The following is a 17,936-nucleotide window of genomic DNA, read 5'->3' on the forward strand; positions in this document are numbered from 1 at the left end:
TGGGCCTCGCCTCGCTGACCAGCGGTGTCGACTTCATCGACAACGCTGCCACCAACAAGGTGCTGACCAACCTCAACGCCGCCTCGAGCACGCTGCGCTCGCAGGCCTCGAGCCTCGGCTCGAACCTGACGATTGTGCAGGTCCGTCAGGACTTCAACAAGAACCTGATCAACGTGCTGCAGACCGGCTCGTCCAACCTCACCTTGGCCGACACCAACGTCGAGGCGGCCAACAGCCAGGCGCTGTCGACCCGCCAGTCGATCGCGGTCTCCGCGCTGTCGCTGGCCAACCAGTCGCAGCAGAGCGTGCTCCAGCTGCTCCGCTAAGGCGCGGACGACGTCGCAAAGACGATCATGGCGGCGGGGCTTCGGTCCCGCCGCTTTCTTTTTGCGCACGGCTCGGAGATTTCGAGAGGGTAGGCGGTGCTCCGAAAAGTAACCAGCGGTTATGGTTAATGGATCGTAGTCGCCAGGAATTGCCAATGATTTCAGATGGATTGCGCGCCGTGCGCGCACGGTCCGCTCGCTTATGGTGAACCGGCGCTTATGCGGGCTTCATGCGTTTCACCCTTTGTTAGCCATGTCACGGCACGCTGGCCCCGTCACTCGATCCGGAAGCGATCGAACGAAGACGCGTAAGCCAGAAGGGTAAGAGTCATGTCCGGTATTGTTCTCTCTGCGTCGGTTCGTCAGAACCTCCTGTCTCTCCAGTCCACCGCCGATCTTCTCGCCACCACACAGAACCGTCTGTCGACCGGCAAGAGCGTCAACTCGGCCCTGGACAATCCCACCAACTTCTTCACGGCCCAGTCGCTCGACAACCGCGCCAGCGACATCAACAATCTGCTCGACGGCATCGCCAACGGCGTGCAGGTGCTGCAGGCCGCCAACACCGGCCTGACCTCGCTGCAGAAGCTGATCGACAGCGCCAAGTCGATCGCCAACCAGGCGCTGCAGACCACCGTCGGCTACTCCACCAAGTCGAACGTTTCGACCACGATCGCCGGTGCGACGGCGGCGGACCTGCGCGGCACGACTTCGTTCGCCAGCGCGACGGCGAGCAGCAACGTGCTGTATAACGGCACCGCCGGCGGCACCACGGCGGCGAACGGCACCAGCACGCTCGGCGCCACCATCGGCGTCTTCGCCAGCACGGGCGCAACGGCCGGCGACGGCACCACGGCGCTGACCGGCACCATGACCCTGATCGCCACCAACGGCACGACCGCGACCGGCCTCGCCGGCAACGCCCAGCCTGCCGACGGCGACACGCTGACCGTGAACGGCAAGACCATCACCTTCCGCAGCGGCTCGGCTCCGGGCGCGTCCTCCGTTCCGGCCGGCTCGGGCGTCAGCGGCAACATCGTCACCGACGGCAACGGCAACTCCACCGTTTATCTCGGCACCGCCGGCACGCCGGCAGCGACCGTCAACGACCTGTTGAGCGCGATCGATCTGGCAAGCGGCGTCAAGACGGTCTCGATCACCTCGGGTGCGGCGACGATCGCCACGAGCAACGGCCAGACCGCTTCGACCGTCGCTGCGGGCGCCGTCACGCTGAGGAGCTCGACAGGCGCGGATCTGAGCGTCACCGGCAAGGCCGACCTGCTCAAGGCTCTCGCCCTGACGACGTCGACAGGTGCAGGCAACGCCACTGTCAACGTCAACCGGACCACGAGCGCGGCCTCGCTGGGTGCGACGATCACCGACGGTTCGACGCTGAACGTCAACGGTCACGTCATCACCTTCAAGAACGCGCCGGTTCCGGGCTCGACCGGTGCTCCCAGCGTTCCGAGCGGCTTCGGTGTCAACGGCAACGTCGTCACCGACGGCAACGGCAACTCGACCGTCTATCTGCAGGCCGGTACGGTCAACGACGTGCTGAAGGCGATCGACCTCGCCACCGGCGTGCAGACCGCGACCATCAGCGCCGCCGGCGTTGCCACGCTTGCGACGGCCACCGGCCAGTCCAACTCGACGATCAATACGTCCGGTCAGCTCAAGATCTCGACCGGCGTCAACGCTGATCTGTCGATCACCGGCACCGGCAATGCGCTGAACGTGTTCGGCCTCGCCGGCAACACCGGTAATGCGACCGCGTTCACCGCGGCACGCACCTCCGGTATCGGCGGCATCGCCGGCAAGACCCTGACCTTCACCTCCTTCAACGGCGGCACGGCGGTCAACGTCACCTTCGGCGACGGCACCAACGGCACGATCAAGACGCTCGATCAACTCAACACCAAGCTGCAGGCCAACAACCTGTCCGCAACGATCGACGCCAACGGCCTGCTGACCATCACCGCCTCCAACGACTATGCGTCCTCGACGCTCGGCTCGACGGCTGCCGGCGGTGCGATCGGCGGCACGCTCACCTCGGCCCTGACCTTCTCGACCGCTTCCACGCCTGTCCAGGATGGCGTTGCCCAGACGGCGCGTGCCAATCTGGTGACTCAGTTCAACAATATCCTCAACCAGATCGACACCACCGCGCAGGACTCCTCGTTCAACGGCGTCAACCTCTTGAACGGCGACCAGCTCAAGCTGGTGTTCGACGAGACCGCCAAGTCGAGCCTGAACATCACGGGCGTGACCTACAATTCCAAGGGTCTCGGCCTCGCCTCGCTGACGGTCGGCGTCGACTTCATCGACAACGCCGCCGCCAACCGGGTGCTGACCAACCTCAACGCCGCATCGAGCACGCTGCGCTCGCAGGCCTCGAGCCTCGGCTCGAACCTCTCGGTGGTGCAGATCCGTCAGGACTTCAACAAGAACCTGATCAACGTGCTGCAGACCGGCTCGTCCAACCTGACCCTGGCCGACACCAATGTTGAGGCGGCCAACAGCCAGGCACTGTCGACCCGGCAGTCGATCGCGGTCTCGGCGCTGTCGCTGGCCAACACGTCGCAGCAGAGCGTGCTGCAGCTGCTCCGCTAACAAGCGGCTGAAATCACTGACTAAAATCGAGCGGCGGGGCCTTGGCCCCGCCGCTTTTTCTTTGCGTCCGGGGGCGGGCAGGGACGTTCATCGGCGGTTAACCCTATCCCTTAAACCGCCGTTAACCATACTTTAAAGGACACCTCCTAAAACTGGACAAAAGGCCGGCTTTCCAGTCCGCGCGGCCGATTCGTATCCGGTTCAAGAGGAAGACTCGCCAATGTCCAACATCGTTCTCTCGGCGTCAGTTCGCCAGAACCTGTTGTCGCTGCAGTCGACGGCCGACTTGCTGGCCACGACGCAGGAGCGGCTGTCGACCGGCAAGAAGGTCAACACGGCGCTCGACAATCCCACCAACTTCTTCACGGCGCAGGGGCTGGACAACCGGGCGAGCGACATCAGCAACCTGCTCGACGGCATCAATAACGGCGTCCAGGTGTTGCAGGCCGCCAACACAGGCATCACCTCGCTGCAGAAACTGATCGACAGCGCCAAGTCGATCGCCAACCAGGCGCTGCAGACCACGGTCGGCTATTCCACCAAGTCGAACGTCTCCACCACGATTCCCGGCGCGACCCCGGCCGACCTGCGCGGCACGACCTCCTATGCGAGTGCGACCGCGAAGAGCAACGTGCTCTATACCGGCGCGGCCGGCGGCGTGACCCCGGTCACGGGAACTGCCGCACTCGGCGCCTCGCTCGGCTCGACCGCCGGCACCTTCACCGGCACGGCCGCGCTCGCCGCCGACGGCACCACCGCGCTGTCCGGCACGGCGACGCTGGTCGGCACCACGGCATCGACCACCTTCGGCACGCCGCCCGCGGACGGCGACACCATCACGGTGAACGGCAAGACCATCACGTTCCGCACCGGCGCTGCTCCGAGCGCCCAGCCGACCGGCTGGGGCCTCGACGCCAGCGGGCACATCGCCACCGATGGCAACGGCAATTCAATCATTTATCAGGGAACGGCGGCGGCGCCCCTAGCGACCGTCAACGACGTCCTCACCGCCATCGACCTCGCCAGCGGCGTCAAGACCGCAACCATCAGCGCAGGCGCGGCGACATTCGCGGTCAGCGGCTCGGCCGGCCCTGTCGGCACGCTTCAGGTAGCATCGTCCATCTCGGGTGGTGGCGCGGTGACGCTGAAGAGTTCGACCGGCGCCGATCTGAGCGTGACGGGCAAGGCCGACTTCCTCAAAGCACTCGGCCTGACGTCCGCGACCGGCGCGGGCAACGCGAACGTGACCGCGAACCGCTCGACGACCGCGGGTTCGCTCGGCACCCTGGTCCAGGACGGCTCGACGCTGAACATCGGCGGTAAGACCATCACCTTCAAGAACGCGCAGACGCCGCAATCGACAGCGAGCGTGGCCACCGGCTATGGCGTCAGCGGCAACGTCGTCACAGACGGCAACGGTAACTCGACGGTCTACATCCAGAGCGCGACGCTGACCGATCTGCTTAACGCGGTCGACCTCGCCACCGGCGTCAAGACCGCCAGCATCTTCAACGGCGCGGCAACCATCTCGACCACCGCGGGCCAGATCCCGTCGTCGGTCAACAGCAGCGGTCAGCTTGCGCTCTCGACCGGCATCAATGCCGACCTGTCGATCACCGGCACCGGCAATGCGCTCAGCGCCTTCGGCCTCAGCGGCAACACGGGAACGGCGACGGCCTTCACCGCGGCGCGCACTTCGGGCGTCGGCGGCATCAGCGGCAAGACCCTGACCTTCACCTCCTTCAACGGCGGCACGCCTGTCAACGTCACCTTCGGCGACGGCACCAACGGCACCGTCAAGACGCTTGACCAACTCAACGCGCAGCTTCAGGCCAATCACCTGACGGCCACGATCGATGCCAACGGCGTGCTCACGGTGACCACCGTCAATGAATACGCCTCTTCGACGCTCGGCTCGACGATCGCGGGCGGCGCGGTCGGCGGCACGATCACCGGCGTTCTCGCCTTCACCACCGCGCAGCCGCCGGTCCAGGATCCCGTGGCGCAGACCGCGCGCTCCAACCTAGTCAACCAGTTCAACAACATTCTGGCCCAGATCGACACGACCTCGCAGGACTCCTCCTTCAACGGCGTCAACCTGCTCAATGGCGACACGCTGAAGCTGGTCTTCAACGAGACCGGCAGCTCCACGCTGAGCATCAACGGCGTGGTGTTCAATGCGGCGGGCCTCGGTCTCAGCAATCTCGTCAACGGCGTCGATTTCATCGACAACGGTGCCACCAACAGGGTGCTGGCCAGCCTGAACGCGGCCTCGAGCACGTTGCGTTCGCAAGGCTCCACGCTCGGTTCGAACCTGTCGATCGTGCAGGTGCGTCAGGACTTCTCCAAGAACCTGATCAACGTGCTGCAGACCGGCTCAGCCAACCTGACGCTTGCCGACACCAATGAGGAAGCGGCGAACAGCCAGGCGCTGTCGACGCGCCAGTCGATCGCGGTCTCCGCGCTGTCGCTGGCCAACCAGTCGCAACAGAGCGTGCTGCAGCTGCTCCGCTAATTCCGCAGCGCAACTTCGCTATTCGAGATTACGCGGCGGAGCTGATGCTCCGCCGTTCTTTTGACGAAGATCGCTAAGTCGAGATTAGCCGAGATCGACGCGGATCACGCCAGGCGAGTTTACATCGTGCGTGCGTAGATCTAGCGTTGCGCTGACGAAGGACTCCGTGCCCCGTAATTCTGCGGAGTACTTCCAAGCACGATACGTAAGCAAATCTTAAGCGGTGCTGCCTAGGGTTGGGAAAGAAATCCTTAAGCGCGTACAACGCGCTAGGTAACCTCCAGGGTGTGATTGATGTCGAATTCCGCTGCCTCGGCTTATGCGCGTGTTGCAACCACCACCGCATCTCCTCGCGACATCGAGGCGCAGACTCTGCTCAAGGCCGCCAACAAGCTCCAGGACGCGGTGAACAACGCCGATCCGCTCAGCGAGCAGACCATGCAGGCCCTGATGTTCAACCGCAAGCTCTGGACCATCTTCCTAAGCGAGGCGATGCGCGACAGCAATCCGCAGCCGATCGACGTCCGGCAGAAGATCGCCAACATCAGCGTGTTCGTGTTGAGCCAGACCGCCGCGCTGCAGATGAGCCCGCAGTTCGATCACTTCCGTCCGCTGATCGAGATCAACCGCAATATCGCGGCAGGGCTGTCCGGACGGCCGTGACGGAATTCGTGATGGTCGCATCACGAGCACATCGGCGAAACTCGCAATTTAGGCAGGAGCTGATCGCGGCCAGTGGTCTTGCCTCGGCACGCGAACTCCGCGCTGACCGATGACGGCCAGACGCAGAGCAGAAACATCGGCATCGATCGCGTGATCGTTAGGCGCTGAGATCCGTGCTGAGCGGACGCGAGGGCTCGGACTTCATGTCCAGTGCGTGGAAATAGGCACGCCGGCGGAGCATCGCCTCGTCAGGGAACTGGTTCACCACCGTGTCGGTCTTGTCGTTGACGACCTGAAAGACGAAGGACGCGGCCGCCTGGTCGAACACGACCTGGCGCGAGATGTTCTCGTGGTTCGGCAAATCATTGCGCACCGGCGCGCTCGTATCGCTCGCGGCGACCGTTTGCCTCACCGGAAGATCAGTTTGCACAGCATCGTTCGCCGCCGAATTCGACGTCGGTACGATCTGCACGGGGGCCGGGATCCCCACCGGCCTGATGCTGAAATCTGTACTCATGGCAGCCTCCTGGTTGCCTTACGTGAGTCAAATCCCAACCCCTCTAATCACGCAAGCATGGAACACCAGGACTGAACACCCGGTAAGGAAACGTGCCTAACCGCGCGACGCCATCGCCGCGCGGTTTTTCTTAAAATTGTCGGTTGTTCTCGTGCTGCTCAGAGCGAGCGGCTGACCGCAAGCGGCGTGATATGGCGCGGACCTGGCGCTGCGCTGCGCCCGGCGGCCGTATAGGTGTTCGGCACGTTGCGCTTCTGGATCTCGGCGTTGACGCCGCGCACGACGCTTTCGGAAACCGCGTGCGCGGTCGCGAGCACGGTGAGATTGACCTGGAGCATCGCGCGGAACGCATCGTGGTGGCGATGCAGCGTCGAGAGGAGCTCCGGCGCGGACTTCGCGAGCTGGTCCTGGTTTGCCTTCAGCTGGCCGACTGCGCTGACGTAGCTGCGCGACAATTCCTGCTTCTTGCCCTCGAGCGTCATCGCCTCGCGGACCTTGCCGGCGCGGACGAGCTCTGTCTCGCGCTCGATCAATCCGAGCAGGGCGCTCATCGCGTCCATTAGGCCTTCGGCGAGCTTGCGCGCCTCGCTGCTGACGGGCGCGCTGCCCGGGCGCTGGGCCTGCATCGGCTGACGTGAGGCGTTGAAATGGTTCATCTCGTTTGACCTTATGCCGTGCGGATCGTTTTCGCCTGCTGCAGGATGAGGGTACGGTAGACGTCGCTGGCGATGCCGACGCCGCCGGCCTGGGCGAAGTTCTTGGAATATTGCTCGGTCAGCATCGAGCGCCATACGCCGGTGCCGGGCGTGTCGCCGAACGGGCCTTCGCCTTTCAGGCCCGAGGTCATCTGCGCGAACATGCTGTTGAGGAACATTGCCTCGAAGTCGGTGGCGGTCTTCTGGGCCTTGGCCTGTTGCTGCGGCGAGACCTTTTGCAGCGCGGCGGCGAGCTCGAAGTCCGGCCGGCCGTTCCGGCTCTCGACCGAGAAGGCCGAACTGGTGGCGAGGCGAGGGGTGTTGATCACGCTGGTCTGCATCACATCACCTCGATGTCGGCTTCGATGGCGCCGGCGGCCTTGATCGCCTGGAGGATGCTGATCATGTCGCGGGGGCCGATGCCGAGGCCGTTGAGGCCGTCGACGAGCTGCTGGAGCGAGACGCCGTCCTTGACGAGCGCCAGTTTCTTGCCGTCCTCGGTGACGGTGACGCTGCTGCGCGGCGCGACCACGGTGCGGCCGCGTGACAGCGGATTGGGCTGGCTCACTTGCGGGCTCTCGGAGATGGTGACCGTGAGGTTGCCCTGCGCCACCGCGACGGTGGCGACGCGGACGTCGCGGCCCATCACGATGATGCCGCTGCGTTCGTCGATGACGATCTTGGCGGCGAGATCAGGGTCGACCTGGAGCTGCTCGATCTCGGTGAGGAAAGCGACGACGTTGCCCTTGAACTCGGGCGGGATCGACAGCTGCACCGTCGAGGGATCGATCGGCTCGGCGGTCTTGACGCCGAGATAGTCGTTGATCGCGGCCGCGATGCGCTTGGCCGTCGTGAAGTCGGGGTTGCGCAGCGCCAGGCGGACGTTCGGCAGCCGGTTGAGCGCGAACTCGATCTCGCGCTCGATGATGGCGCCGTTGGCGATGCGTCCCACCGTTGGCACGCCGCGCACGATCTTGGCCGCCTCGCCCTCGGCCTGGAAGCCGGAGATCGCGAGCGAGCCCTGCGCCACCGCATAGACGTTGCCGTCGGCGCCGAGCAGGGGGGTGACCAGCAGGGTGCCGCCCTGGAGGTTCTTGGCGTCGCCGAGCGCGGACACCGTGACGTCCATGCGCGTGCCCTGAGTGGCGAAGGCCGGCAGGTTGCCCGTGACCATGACGGCGGCGACGTTGCCGGTGCGGATGGTGGCGCCGCGGATGTTGACGCCCATGCGCTCGAGCATCGCCTGCAGCGACTGCTTGGTGAAGGGGATGTTGTTGAGCGTGTCGCCGGTGCCGTTGAGGCCGACGACGAGGCCATAACCGATGAGCTGGTTCTGCCGCACGCCCTCGATATTGGCGAGGTCCTTGATGCGCGAGGTCGCCGCCGCCGAGGTGACCGACAGCGCCAGCGCCGACAGCGCGGCGCAGGCCAACCCAACAATCCTCACCCAACGAACGCCTGGCATCTCTGCTCCCCAAGGCCCCTAGAAAGGGCTCCTCAAATCGGACAGGACTTGCACGACACTCCCATGACGAGCTGGTCCGGCGCTTTCCTTGCGAGCGCTGTGCCAACGCCTGGTGGCGAGCTAGGTGGCTGAATAGCTTGAATAAATCTGTTGCGTCCGCTGTCAGCACTCGTTCGCCCTGGGGAGCGAAACTGCCGCCTGTCGGCAGATTTTGCCGGGCCGTTTACGCAGCGTTAACCATAAGACAGCGAAGGTGAGGCATCGATCACCCGGATTCTTTCCGATGCGCATCTACGGACCGAACGGTACGACGCTTGGCACGCCGGCCAGCCAGGCCAAGCGGACGGGCTCCGGCAGTTTCGTGCTGCCCGACACCTCATCGGCGCAGGAGACGCGGAGCGCTGCCGCACCGAAGGCGGCCGCCAACATCGATGCGCTGCTAGCGTTGCAGGGTGTCGAGGAGGATCCGGTCGAGCGCCGCAAGCGCTCGGTCGCCCGCGGCAGGACTGCGCTCGACGTGCTCGACGATCTCAAGATGGGCCTGTTGTCCGGCAATCTCGACGCCTCGACCGTGATGCGGCTGCGTGATGCGGCGGCCCACCTGAAATCGTCCTCGGGCGATGCCGGTCTCGATGCGGTGCTCTCCGAGATCGAGCTGCGGGTCGAGGTCGAACTGGCGAAGGCCGGGCAGGCGTAGTCACGGAGGCTCTTACGCCGCTTCCTCCTTCAACTGCGCATCATAGCGGCGCTGGGCGGCGAGCACGTCTTTCAGATTTTGCTCGGCCCAATCGCGTAAGGGATCCACAGCCGCCGCCAGTGTCAGGCCGAGCTGGGTGATCGAATATTCCACCGTCACTGGCACGGTCGCGATGGCGCGGCGCCTGATCAGGCCGTCGCGTTCGAGCGACTTAAGCACCTGGCTCAGCATCTTCTGCGAGATGCCTTCAATCGTGCGGCGCAATTGATTGAAGCGCATCGGCTCCTCGCGCAGGAGCAAGAGGATCAGCACCGCCCATTTGTCGCCGACGCGATCGAGGATTTGGCGGGTGGGGCAGTTCGCTGCGTAGACGTCGGGTTTCATCGTCGGTTCTCGGAAATCCATACCGTTGCTTGGCATCCGCGTGCCGGTTGTACGCGATCAGTTACCTCAGCGTAATCAGGTAAGCACAAAGTGCTCTCTTAACACCAGCATTCTTTGCGATATCTAGTCTCTGTCAGTTACCATAGAAGCAAAGGAGCCTTCCATGAAAATCGCAGTCGCCGGTGCCTCGGGCCGGGCTGGGTCGGAGATCACCAGGGAACTGTCCCGCCGCGGCCACACGGTCACGGCCATCGCCCGGAACCCGGAAAAGATTGCGGCCCTGCCGAACGTCACGCCAACCAAGGGGGATGTGCTCGACCAGGCGGGCCTCGCCAAGCTGTGGGCCGGTCACGACGTCGCCGTGAGTTCCGTGCACTTCCTGGCCAGTGATCCGCTCAAGCTGATCGGTGCGGCGAAGGACTCCAAGGTCGGTCGCTACCTCGTGGTGGGCGGCGCCGGGAGCCTCGAGGTTGCCCCGGGCGTGAAGCTGGTCACGACTCCCAATTTTCCGGCCCAATACAAGGCCGAAGCGGAGGCGGGCTCGGCCTTCCTGGACCTGCTGCGGCAGGAAAAGGACCTGAACTGGACCTTCATCTCGCCCTCGGCGCTGTTCGAGGAGGGGGAGCGCACCGGCAAGTTCCGGCTCGGGACCGACCAGCTTCTCGCAGATGCGAACGGCAAGAGCTGGATCACCTTCGCCGACTACGCCATTGCGCTCGCCGACGAGATCGAAAAGCCGGCCCACCTGAAGCAGCGCTTCACGGTCGGCTATTAAGGGCGGCCAGCTGCCTCCAAGCCCTCAAGGATAAACCTTCCTGTGCAAGGGCTTGGGGGCGCGGATCGGGCGGTGAGGGAAATATTGTCTGTCACGGGAGGCCACTATATAAGGCCCGGCTCAACGGACCCCGGTCCGTCCGCGAGTCGTTGCTTAAGAAGATAGGCCTCCCTTGGAAAAGTTGAAAAACTACCGACCGACCGACAAAGAGCCTTTCATGAACGACCGGCAGAAGGAGTACTTCCGTTTGAAGCTCCTCGCCTGGAAGGATGAGATCCTCAAAGAATCCAAGCTCACCCTGCAGGCTCTGCAGGAGGAGAACGTGAACCACCCCGATCTCGCCGATCGGGCCTCGTCCGAAACCGACCGTGCCATCGAACTCCGCGCCCGCGACCGCCAGCGCAAATTGATCGCCAAGATCGATGCCGCGCTCCAGCGTATCGAGGACAACACCTACGGCTATTGCGAGGAAACCGGCGAGCCGATCTCGTTGAAGCGGCTCGAGGCCCGGCCCATCGCGACGCTCTCGGTGGAAGCGCAGGAGCGCCACGAGAAACGCGAGAAGGTCTATCGCGACGAATAAGGTCCGAGCCGCAGAGATGCGGCTCTTTGTTTTTGGACGCAGGGCGCCATTTCGCGCCATGCTCCGCATATTGCCCATAGCTTGCCGTCGCGCCCACCATGGCGACAGCGCGATCGCGAAAGGTGAATCGCGATCAACGGGCTAGACCGGATTGCTCCGAGCTCACGTGAGTTCGGATGAGAAACAGCCTTCACTTCAGGTGCGGGAGATTTTGCGAGTCGCATCAACGAGATCGACTCTGAAGTTGAGACGCTGATCCAGCTGCATCAAGCATCGCTGCAATCAGGCCTGCTGCGACGTCTCGAGACGGGCATTCCCATAAAGCCTGGACCAGCTCAATATTTCCTTAAACGCCGGCAGCAGGCCGTACGCCGATCGAGCGCCGCAAAGGCGCCAACACGAAGCGCGCCGTTCTTCAGCGCTAACAGAGTCTCCAGCTTGCGGGGAACGTGGGTCATGAGCACTGTTCTGGTCACCGGCGGGTCGGGCTTCGTCGGCATCCATGTCGTCCTGCAACTTCTGGCCGCCGGCCATGCCGTGCGGACGACGGTGCGCCGGCCAGAGCGCCAGGCCGATGTGCTCGCCATGCTGCGCGAGGGCGAGGCGGCGACGCCCGAGAGCGTGGCCTTCGTCGCCGCCGATCTGACCCGGGACGACGGCTGGGCGGCGGCGGTCGCGGGCTGCGACTACGTTCTCCATGTGGCGTCCCCGCTCTCGACCACCGTCCCCACGGACGAGAACGAGATGATCATCCCCGCCCGCGACGGAACGATCCGGGTGCTCCGGGCCGCGCGCGCGGCCGGTGTCAAGAGAGTCGTCATCACCTCGTCGCTGGGCGCGATCGGCTATGGCCATCCGCCGCGCGACAAGCCGTTCGATGAGACCGAATGGACCAATCTCGCCGGTGTCGACGGCCAACCCTACGTCAAGTCCAAGACGCTGGCCGAGCGGGCGGCTTGGGATTTCGTCGCGGGCGAGGGGAATGGGCTGGAGCTGTCGGTGATCAACCCTGCCGGTATTTTCGGGCCGGTGCTGGGGCCGGACTTTTCCGGCTCGATCGAGATCGTCAGATCTCTGCTCGACGGTGCCATGCCGGCGGTGCCGCGGGTCTATTTCGGCGTGGTCGACGTCCGCGACGTCGCCGAGCTGCATCTGCGGGCGATGATTGCTCCGGAGGCGAAGGGCGAGCGTTTCATCGCGGTCTCCGGCGAGACGATGTCGATCCTCGACATCGCCCGCGTGCTGCGGCGGGAACTCGGGCCCCGGGCGCGCCGGGTTCCGCGGCTCCAGGCGCCGGACTGGCTGGTGCGGCTGGCCGCCCGCCGGATTCCGCTGCTGCGTGCGGTCGTGCCGATGCTCGGAATGATCAGGCATTCCACCAGCGCCAAGGCCAAGTCGCTGCTCGGCTGGCAGGCGCGCTCCAATGAGGAGGCGATCCTTGCGACCGCCGAGAGCCTGATCCGGCTCGGCCTCGTCAAGGGGTGAGGGCATGCCGCCCGCGCTTGTCAGGCCGGAGCGGGGATGCTGAAGTGCCGCCTTGGACTGCGTAGCGTGGGAGGCGGCGCCGATGGACAAGATTCTCGAAGCCGCAAAGGCGATCGCGCTGGCGCGCCGCAACCACGCCCCGCTCGCGGCGCTGGAGCGCCCCCCTGCGGACGAAGCCGAGGGCTATCAGGTCCAGCGCACCCTGCACGATTTGCTGCTGCCGCATGTCGGTCCGCTCGTCGGCTACAAGATCGGCTGCACCAGCCAGGTGATGCAGGACTATATCGGCATCCCGCACCCTTGCGGCGGCGGCGTGTTCCAGAAGGGCGTCCATGACAACGGCGCCAAGCTCGCCGCCTCCAATTATGTCCGGGTCGGGGTCGAATGCGAGATCGCGGTGCGGCTGAAGCGGGACCTTGCCGCCGGCGAAGCGCCGTTCACGGCCGAATGGGTCGGCGAGGCGGTCGAGTCCTATCATCCGGCGATCGAGATCGTCGACGACCGCTACGTGAAATGGGAGACGATGGGCGCGCCGACCCTGATCGCCGACGATTTCTTCGCCGCCGGCTGCGTGCTGGGTCCCTCGGTCCCGCGCTCGTCGGTGCCGGACCTCAAGGCGGTCAAGGGCCGCGCCATCGTCAACGGCGAGGAGGTCAGCCACGGCACCGGTGCGGACGTGCTCGGCCATCCCCACAACGCGCTCGCCTGGCTCGCCAACCATCTCGCCGCCGAAGGCAAGGGGCTGCACGCCGGGCAGCTCGTGCTCACCGGCAGCCTGGTGAAGACGCTGTGGCTGAAGGCCGGCGACAAGGTGCGGATGGAGCTGGACGGGCTCGGCGTGGTGGAGGCGGAGTTTACGTGAGCGGCATTGGTCCTCTCCGCAGTCATTCCCCGCGAAGGCGGGGAATCCGGTACGTCGCGCCTTCGCCAAGGCTTCGGCGGACAAGTCGCTGCGCTCGCAATGACGGAGTGTGTTGTCGCGGCGTTGCAATAATGTCGCGGACCTGCCTCGCAGTACGCAGTTTCTGACACATCCCGACAAAGGCATCTTGCGCCCGCCGGCAATCGGGTCTATGAGCCCCGTCCCATTCAACCTGCGCGTTCAAAATTGAGGAGACCAGCCGTGAGTACTTTGTGGCGATCGACACATTCCGTGCCGACGCTCTCAGTGCGTCCGGCTGACAGTCATCCAATCATGTTGAACGACAATGGCACAGTCATTGATTCAGCGCCGGCGGGAGGCCGAGCGCACGCGGGTTGAAGCCTACGAGCTGTCGCTGCGGCATGTGTCGCAGCGGACGCGTCCTCCACCGGATTTCGAGAACGCGATCAAAGAGGCCAGGCGTGGCTTCGAGGCGGACGTCCTTCGCGATGCTTCGGCATGGAAGCCGCAGCTGAAAACTCGCGACGCGGCGCGTCTTCGTCTTGGCGCCGCCCGCTATCTCTTTGCGCGCTATCCTGTCGCTGAGCATCTGGAGCAGATCTGGATCGACAGCGCGGGACTGAGCCGCGACGAGATCATGTTGCGCAAGCGATGGTATGTCGTGGCGGCCGGCGGCGGTTCGCTCTACGCCGCCGGTGCGGCCGAATGGCTGTCTCGCAAGGAGGTCCATGCGTTCCTCAATCCGTTGGGGAAGGTCGGCTTCGAGGCTGCGATCTGGCAGGCGATTGCGCGTTCCTATGCGACCGATCCCGCTGTTGCGATGCGGATCGCGCGCACCAGGATCACACAGACGCAGCGCGCTCAGCATCGCTTCTGGCGCGAGGTGGTGCGCTTCTTCTGCGCGTATGCCACCACGGTCGAGGACATGGATGACTTCCATGACTACCTCGCCGATTGCCACCGGCGTGATCCAGAGTACACCCTCAAGGGGCGTTCACTGATCTCGCTTGGGCGGCAGATGCGCGAATGGCATCGCGATCTCGATGCGATTGCTCGTATCGAGGCCGCACGCCGTCGCGCCGAGGCGGCGCGAAACCGTGCGGGGGGGCTGGCAGCAGGCCCCGAGCAGAGCGAGGACCGTTGGCCCGGTGCAGCGATCGCGGACTGGTCATGGACCAAGTCGTCCAAGGACCGCGCCAAGCGCGAAGAATATGTCGTGGTCCAGTTGCGGACCGCAGCCGATCTCGTGGCTGAGACGCGGGGCATGCGTCACTGCGTCGCCACTTACGCGACAAAGTGCATTGCCGGGCATGCCTCGATCTGGTCGCTCCGTCGCCGTGCCTCGGGTGACGTCCAGCGGCTGCTGACCATCGAGCTTGATACCCGTTCCAGGGCGGTTCAGGTTCGTGGGTTTGCGAACCGTCCGCCGTTTGCCGAGGAGTGCAAGATCCTCCAGCGATGGGCGCAAGCACGCGGGATCATGCTGCTGTGAGAGAAGCCTGCGCCGCTTCGGCGGCGCAGGCAAAATACATGCGGCCCTCGCCAGGGGAGCTAGCGAGGGCCGCGTAGTACATCGTCGTTCGCGCCTTTAGTTCGCGAGCACGATGTGGGAGCTCTTGAAGGGGCTTAGAAGGGCAGCAGCACGTCCATGACCTGCTGGCCGTAGCGCGGCTGCTGCACGTCGGTGATCTGGCCGCGGCCGCCATAGGCGATGCGGGCCTGGGCGATCTTGGTGGAGTCGATGGTGTTGTCGCTCTGGATGTCCTCGGGGCGGACGATGCCGGCGACGATCAGCTCGCGAATTTCGAAGTTGACGCGGATCTCCTGCTTGCCTTCGACCACCAAATTGCCGTTCGGCAGCACCTGGGTCACCACCGCGGCGACGTTGGTCTGCAGAGCTTCCTTGCGGTCGACGCTGCCCTTGCCCTCGCTCGAGGAGGTCGAGTCGGCGGTCAGGATGCGGCCGGGGAGGATCTTGTTGGCCTGGGTGATCGTCTGGGAGCCGATGAAGTCCGTGATCCCGGAATCTTCCTTGTTGCTGCGGCTGCGCGAGGTGTCGTTCTCGATGTTGGCCTTGTCGGTGATGTTCACGGCTACCGTCAGGAGATCGCCGACCTGGCGGGCGCGCTGGTCCTTGAAGAAGGCGCGGCTGCCGTTGCGCCACAGCGAGTTCGGATTGTAGGAGGCGACCTCAGGCTTGGGCATCGGCATCTGCACCGGCTTGTAGCCGGGCTGCGTCGTCGGGTTGTCGATCGCCGACAGCTTCGGCTGCTCGCCGATCTGCGACAGGCGGTCGATCGAGGAGCAGCCGCTCGCCAAGGCGCAAATTGCAAGCAGCAGGGCAGAGATCGCGATGCGACGAAGGCGGGAGGCCGAACTGAACGTGGACATGAATCTACTCTGACTTGGCTGGAGCTTGCGAGAGGCGGACTTGCGGAATCTGGGCTTGGGCGATCTCGGCTGCGGACGCGGGTGCCTGGACCAGGCTCTGCGCCAGGGCAGCGGCCGCCGGCACGGGGTCGCGCTTGACCGACGAGGTCTGCTCGACCGCCGGTGCCATCGGTGCGGACTGGCTGGCGCCCTGCACCGTGACCTGGCCGCGGCCGGTCACGATGCCGGTCAGCGTGCGCTTGGAGTGCAGATTGAGCACGCTGACGGTGTCGCCCTCGGCACCGCTCTCGATCGCCTTGCCGCGCGTGGTGAGATAGAGACCGGGCACCTGGTAGATGATGGTGACGGCCTGGTCGCGCACCACGAAGTCGGGCTTGACGAGGTCGGCGGCGCGGATCGGCGTGCCCGCGCGCATTGCTCGGCGCAGCTGCATGCCGATGCTGCGGTCGCGCGAGGCAGGCTCGCCGGCGACTTCGGCCTTCGGCCGGCGCTCCAACGACAGGTCGGAGGATTTCAGGAGATCGGCGCGGTCGATGTCGCGGGTCAGCACGGCCACCTCCACCGTCTCGATCGCGGTGCCGGTGAAGCGCAGCTTGGTCGGCGCGGCGTTGCCGTCGTTGGCGATCTCGAAGGCGATGTCGAAACGCGTGCTGCGGGCATCATAGCGGGTTGCGACCGGCTGCAGCGCGCCGCTGTTGGAGGCGTCCAGCCGCATCTCGGCGACGCTGCGGTCGAACGTGATGGTGATGTTGGCGGCGTCGCCGAGGCCGAAGCGGCGCTCGAGCGCCGCGGCGACGGCGTTTTCGATATCCTTGCTCGCGAGCGTGCGGGCGAGGCGGGTGACCTGGACCTCTTTGATGTCCCCGGTCATGACGCCGATCACCTGCTTGGCTCGCAGGACCGAGAGCACCTGGCCTGTCGTCAGCGTGCCGGTGGTGCCGAGATCGGGCGAGCGGTAGACCGGGATCAGCGCGGCCGATCCGGCGTTGTCGATGAGATCGCCGATCCGCACCACGTCCGAAGTCACCGTGACGCTTGCGCGCAGCGTCGGCGCGGCGATGAAATCGTCGGCGGCCGCTGCCGGCAAGGCCAGCGCGAGAAGGGTGGAGATGGCGGCGAGGGTGGCGCGGATCATGGTCATCACCTCAGCGGAACAACGCCGTGGTCGATTGCATCATCTGGTCGGCGGCGCTGATCACCTTGGCGTTCATCTCGTAGGCGCGCTGGGCGGCGATCAGGTCGCTCATCTCCGAGACGACGTCGACATTGGCCTGCTCCAGGCTGCCTTGCGTGAGCTTGCCGTAACCTTCGGTGTTCGCGGTGCCGTCCTGCGGCGCACCGGACGAGGGCGTCTCGGTGAACTGGTTGTTGCCGACCGGCTGCAGGCCCGCCTTGTTGATGAAGCGCGTGACGCCGATCTGGCCGACGATCGAGGAGGTGGTTGAGCCCGGCAACGTCACCGAGACCTGGCCCTGCTCGCTCACGGAGATGCCCGAGGCGTTGTTGGGAATGGTGATAGTGGGCTGCACCGGATTGCCCTGCGCGGTGACGACGCGGCCCTGATTGTCCATCTGGAAGGTGCCGTCGCGGGTGTACTGGAAGGTGCCGTCGGGCATCAGGATCTTGAAGAAGCCCTCGCCCGAGATGGCGAGATCGAGGTCGTTGCCGGTCTGCGACAGCGTGCCTTGCGTCATGCTGCGCGGCGTGCCGACGGTCTTGACGCCGCCGCCGATGTCGACGCCGACCGGTAGGATGGTGCCCTGGTCCGACGATTGGGCGCCGACGCGGCGGACGTGCTCGTAGATAAGATCCTGGAACGCCGCCGTCTGCTTCTTGAATCCGGTGGTGCGGAGGTTGGCGATGTTGTTGGAGATCACCTGAACGTTGAGTTCCTGTGCCGCCATTCCGGTCGCTGCGGTGTGAAGCGCCTGCATCTCAGTTCTCCTT

General features: G+C 65.0%; 18 protein-coding genes. 10 read left to right on the forward strand and 8 right to left on the reverse strand.

Features of this window, described 5'->3' with window-relative positions; translation table 11 throughout:
- The 4 genes from I6F24_RS04195 to flaF all read left to right on the forward strand — a co-directional run.
- Window positions 1-326: flagellin (locus tag I6F24_RS04195; protein ID WP_276573421.1), on the forward strand; the 326-nt coding region annotated here is incomplete at its 5' end.
- Window positions 327-656: 330 nt separating this feature from the next.
- Window positions 657-2,936 carry a DUF1522 domain-containing protein gene (locus I6F24_RS04200; protein ID WP_225151162.1) on the forward strand — a complete coding sequence of 760 codons (2,280 nt, stop codon included), beginning with the start codon at window positions 657-659 and terminating at the stop codon, window positions 2,934-2,936.
- Window positions 2,937-3,156: 220 nt separating this feature from the next.
- Entirely contained in the window at window positions 3,157-5,451 is a 2,295-nt protein-coding gene (locus tag I6F24_RS04205; RefSeq protein WP_036027928.1) for a DUF1522 domain-containing protein, read from the forward strand.
- A 294-nt stretch (window positions 5,452-5,745) separates the two neighbouring features.
- A complete protein-coding gene (gene flaF, locus I6F24_RS04210) occupies window positions 5,746-6,114 on the forward strand; it encodes a flagellar biosynthesis regulator FlaF (RefSeq protein WP_018642830.1) in 369 nt (122 codons plus the stop codon).
- 157 nt (window positions 6,115-6,271) lie between these two features.
- Here flaF and I6F24_RS04215 read toward each other — a convergent pair whose 3' ends face one another.
- The 4 genes from I6F24_RS04215 to I6F24_RS04230 form a co-directional block, all read right to left on the reverse strand.
- On the reverse strand, window positions 6,272-6,631 hold the full coding sequence (locus I6F24_RS04215; protein ID WP_036013119.1) for a hypothetical protein: 360 nt from the start codon (window positions 6,629-6,631) through the stop codon (window positions 6,272-6,274).
- A 158-nt stretch (window positions 6,632-6,789) separates the two neighbouring features.
- A complete protein-coding gene (locus I6F24_RS04220; protein WP_036013118.1) occupies window positions 6,790-7,287 on the reverse strand; it encodes a hypothetical protein in 498 nt (165 codons plus the stop codon).
- An 11-nt stretch (window positions 7,288-7,298) separates the two neighbouring features.
- Window positions 7,299-7,667, reverse strand: coding sequence for a flagellar assembly peptidoglycan hydrolase FlgJ (flgJ, locus tag I6F24_RS04225; RefSeq protein WP_225151164.1), 369 nt, complete (start codon window positions 7,665-7,667; stop codon window positions 7,299-7,301).
- Window positions 7,667-8,791 (reverse strand): flagellar basal body P-ring protein FlgI, encoded by a 1,125-nt coding sequence (locus I6F24_RS04230; RefSeq protein ID WP_036027924.1) that lies wholly within the window; start codon window positions 8,789-8,791, stop codon window positions 7,667-7,669. The genes flgJ and I6F24_RS04230 overlap by 1 nt, the downstream gene beginning before the upstream one ends.
- 283 nt (window positions 8,792-9,074) lie before the next feature.
- Here I6F24_RS04230 and I6F24_RS04235 point away from each other — a divergent pair, with 283 nt between their 5' ends.
- Complete coding sequence (locus I6F24_RS04235; RefSeq protein WP_036027923.1) at window positions 9,075-9,488, forward strand: flagellar assembly protein FliX; 414 nt, start codon at window positions 9,075-9,077, stop codon at window positions 9,486-9,488.
- Window positions 9,489-9,500: 12 nt separating this feature from the next.
- Here the strand turns inward: I6F24_RS04235 and I6F24_RS04240 are convergent, their stop codons facing one another.
- Entirely contained in the window at window positions 9,501-9,872 is a 372-nt protein-coding gene (locus I6F24_RS04240) for a helix-turn-helix domain-containing protein (RefSeq protein WP_025037390.1), read from the reverse strand.
- Window positions 9,873-10,035: 163 nt separating this feature from the next.
- Between I6F24_RS04240 and I6F24_RS04245 the strand changes: the two genes are divergently transcribed.
- The 5 genes from I6F24_RS04245 to I6F24_RS04265 all read left to right on the forward strand — a co-directional run bounded on the left by I6F24_RS04245 (window position 10,036) and on the right by I6F24_RS04265 (window position 15,090).
- Window positions 10,036-10,647, forward strand: a complete 612-nt coding sequence (locus tag I6F24_RS04245; RefSeq protein ID WP_036013109.1) for an NAD(P)-dependent oxidoreductase — start codon at window positions 10,036-10,038, stop codon at window positions 10,645-10,647.
- Window positions 10,648-10,864: 217 nt separating this feature from the next.
- A complete protein-coding gene (dksA, locus tag I6F24_RS04250) occupies window positions 10,865-11,230 on the forward strand; it encodes an RNA polymerase-binding protein DksA (RefSeq protein WP_085966600.1) in 366 nt (121 codons plus the stop codon).
- 456 nt (window positions 11,231-11,686) lie between these two features.
- Complete coding sequence (locus I6F24_RS04255) at window positions 11,687-12,715, forward strand: aldehyde reductase (RefSeq protein WP_036027922.1); 1,029 nt, start codon at window positions 11,687-11,689, stop codon at window positions 12,713-12,715.
- Window positions 12,716-12,797: 82 nt separating this feature from the next.
- Window positions 12,798-13,577 (forward strand): fumarylacetoacetate hydrolase family protein, encoded by a 780-nt coding sequence (locus tag I6F24_RS04260; protein ID WP_036027921.1) that lies wholly within the window; start codon window positions 12,798-12,800, stop codon window positions 13,575-13,577.
- A gap of 346 nt (window positions 13,578-13,923) precedes the next feature.
- A complete protein-coding gene (locus I6F24_RS04265) occupies window positions 13,924-15,090 on the forward strand; it encodes a PcfJ domain-containing protein (RefSeq protein ID WP_036027920.1) in 1,167 nt (388 codons plus the stop codon).
- 134 nt (window positions 15,091-15,224) lie between these two features.
- On the opposite strand, the gene flgH is transcribed toward I6F24_RS04265, so the two are convergent.
- Genes flgH through flgG form a run of 3 tightly spaced genes read right to left on the reverse strand, consistent with a single transcriptional unit; the run spans window position 15,225 to window position 17,923 of the window.
- A complete protein-coding gene (gene flgH, locus I6F24_RS04270; RefSeq protein ID WP_036027919.1) occupies window positions 15,225-15,989 on the reverse strand; it encodes a flagellar basal body L-ring protein FlgH in 765 nt (254 codons plus the stop codon).
- Between the two features lie 4 nt (window positions 15,990-15,993).
- Window positions 15,994-17,124, reverse strand: a complete 1,131-nt coding sequence (gene flgA / locus I6F24_RS04275) for a flagellar basal body P-ring formation chaperone FlgA (RefSeq protein ID WP_036027931.1) — start codon at window positions 17,122-17,124, stop codon at window positions 15,994-15,996.
- A gap of 10 nt (window positions 17,125-17,134) precedes the next feature.
- Complete coding sequence (flgG, locus tag I6F24_RS04280; RefSeq protein ID WP_036013098.1) at window positions 17,135-17,923, reverse strand: flagellar basal-body rod protein FlgG; 789 nt, start codon at window positions 17,921-17,923, stop codon at window positions 17,135-17,137.
- Window positions 17,924-17,936: the final 13 nt, after the last annotated feature.

Source organism: Bradyrhizobium sp. BRP23 (genome assembly GCF_020194135.1).
Lineage (GTDB): Bacteria > Pseudomonadota > Alphaproteobacteria > Rhizobiales > Xanthobacteraceae > Bradyrhizobium > Bradyrhizobium yuanmingense.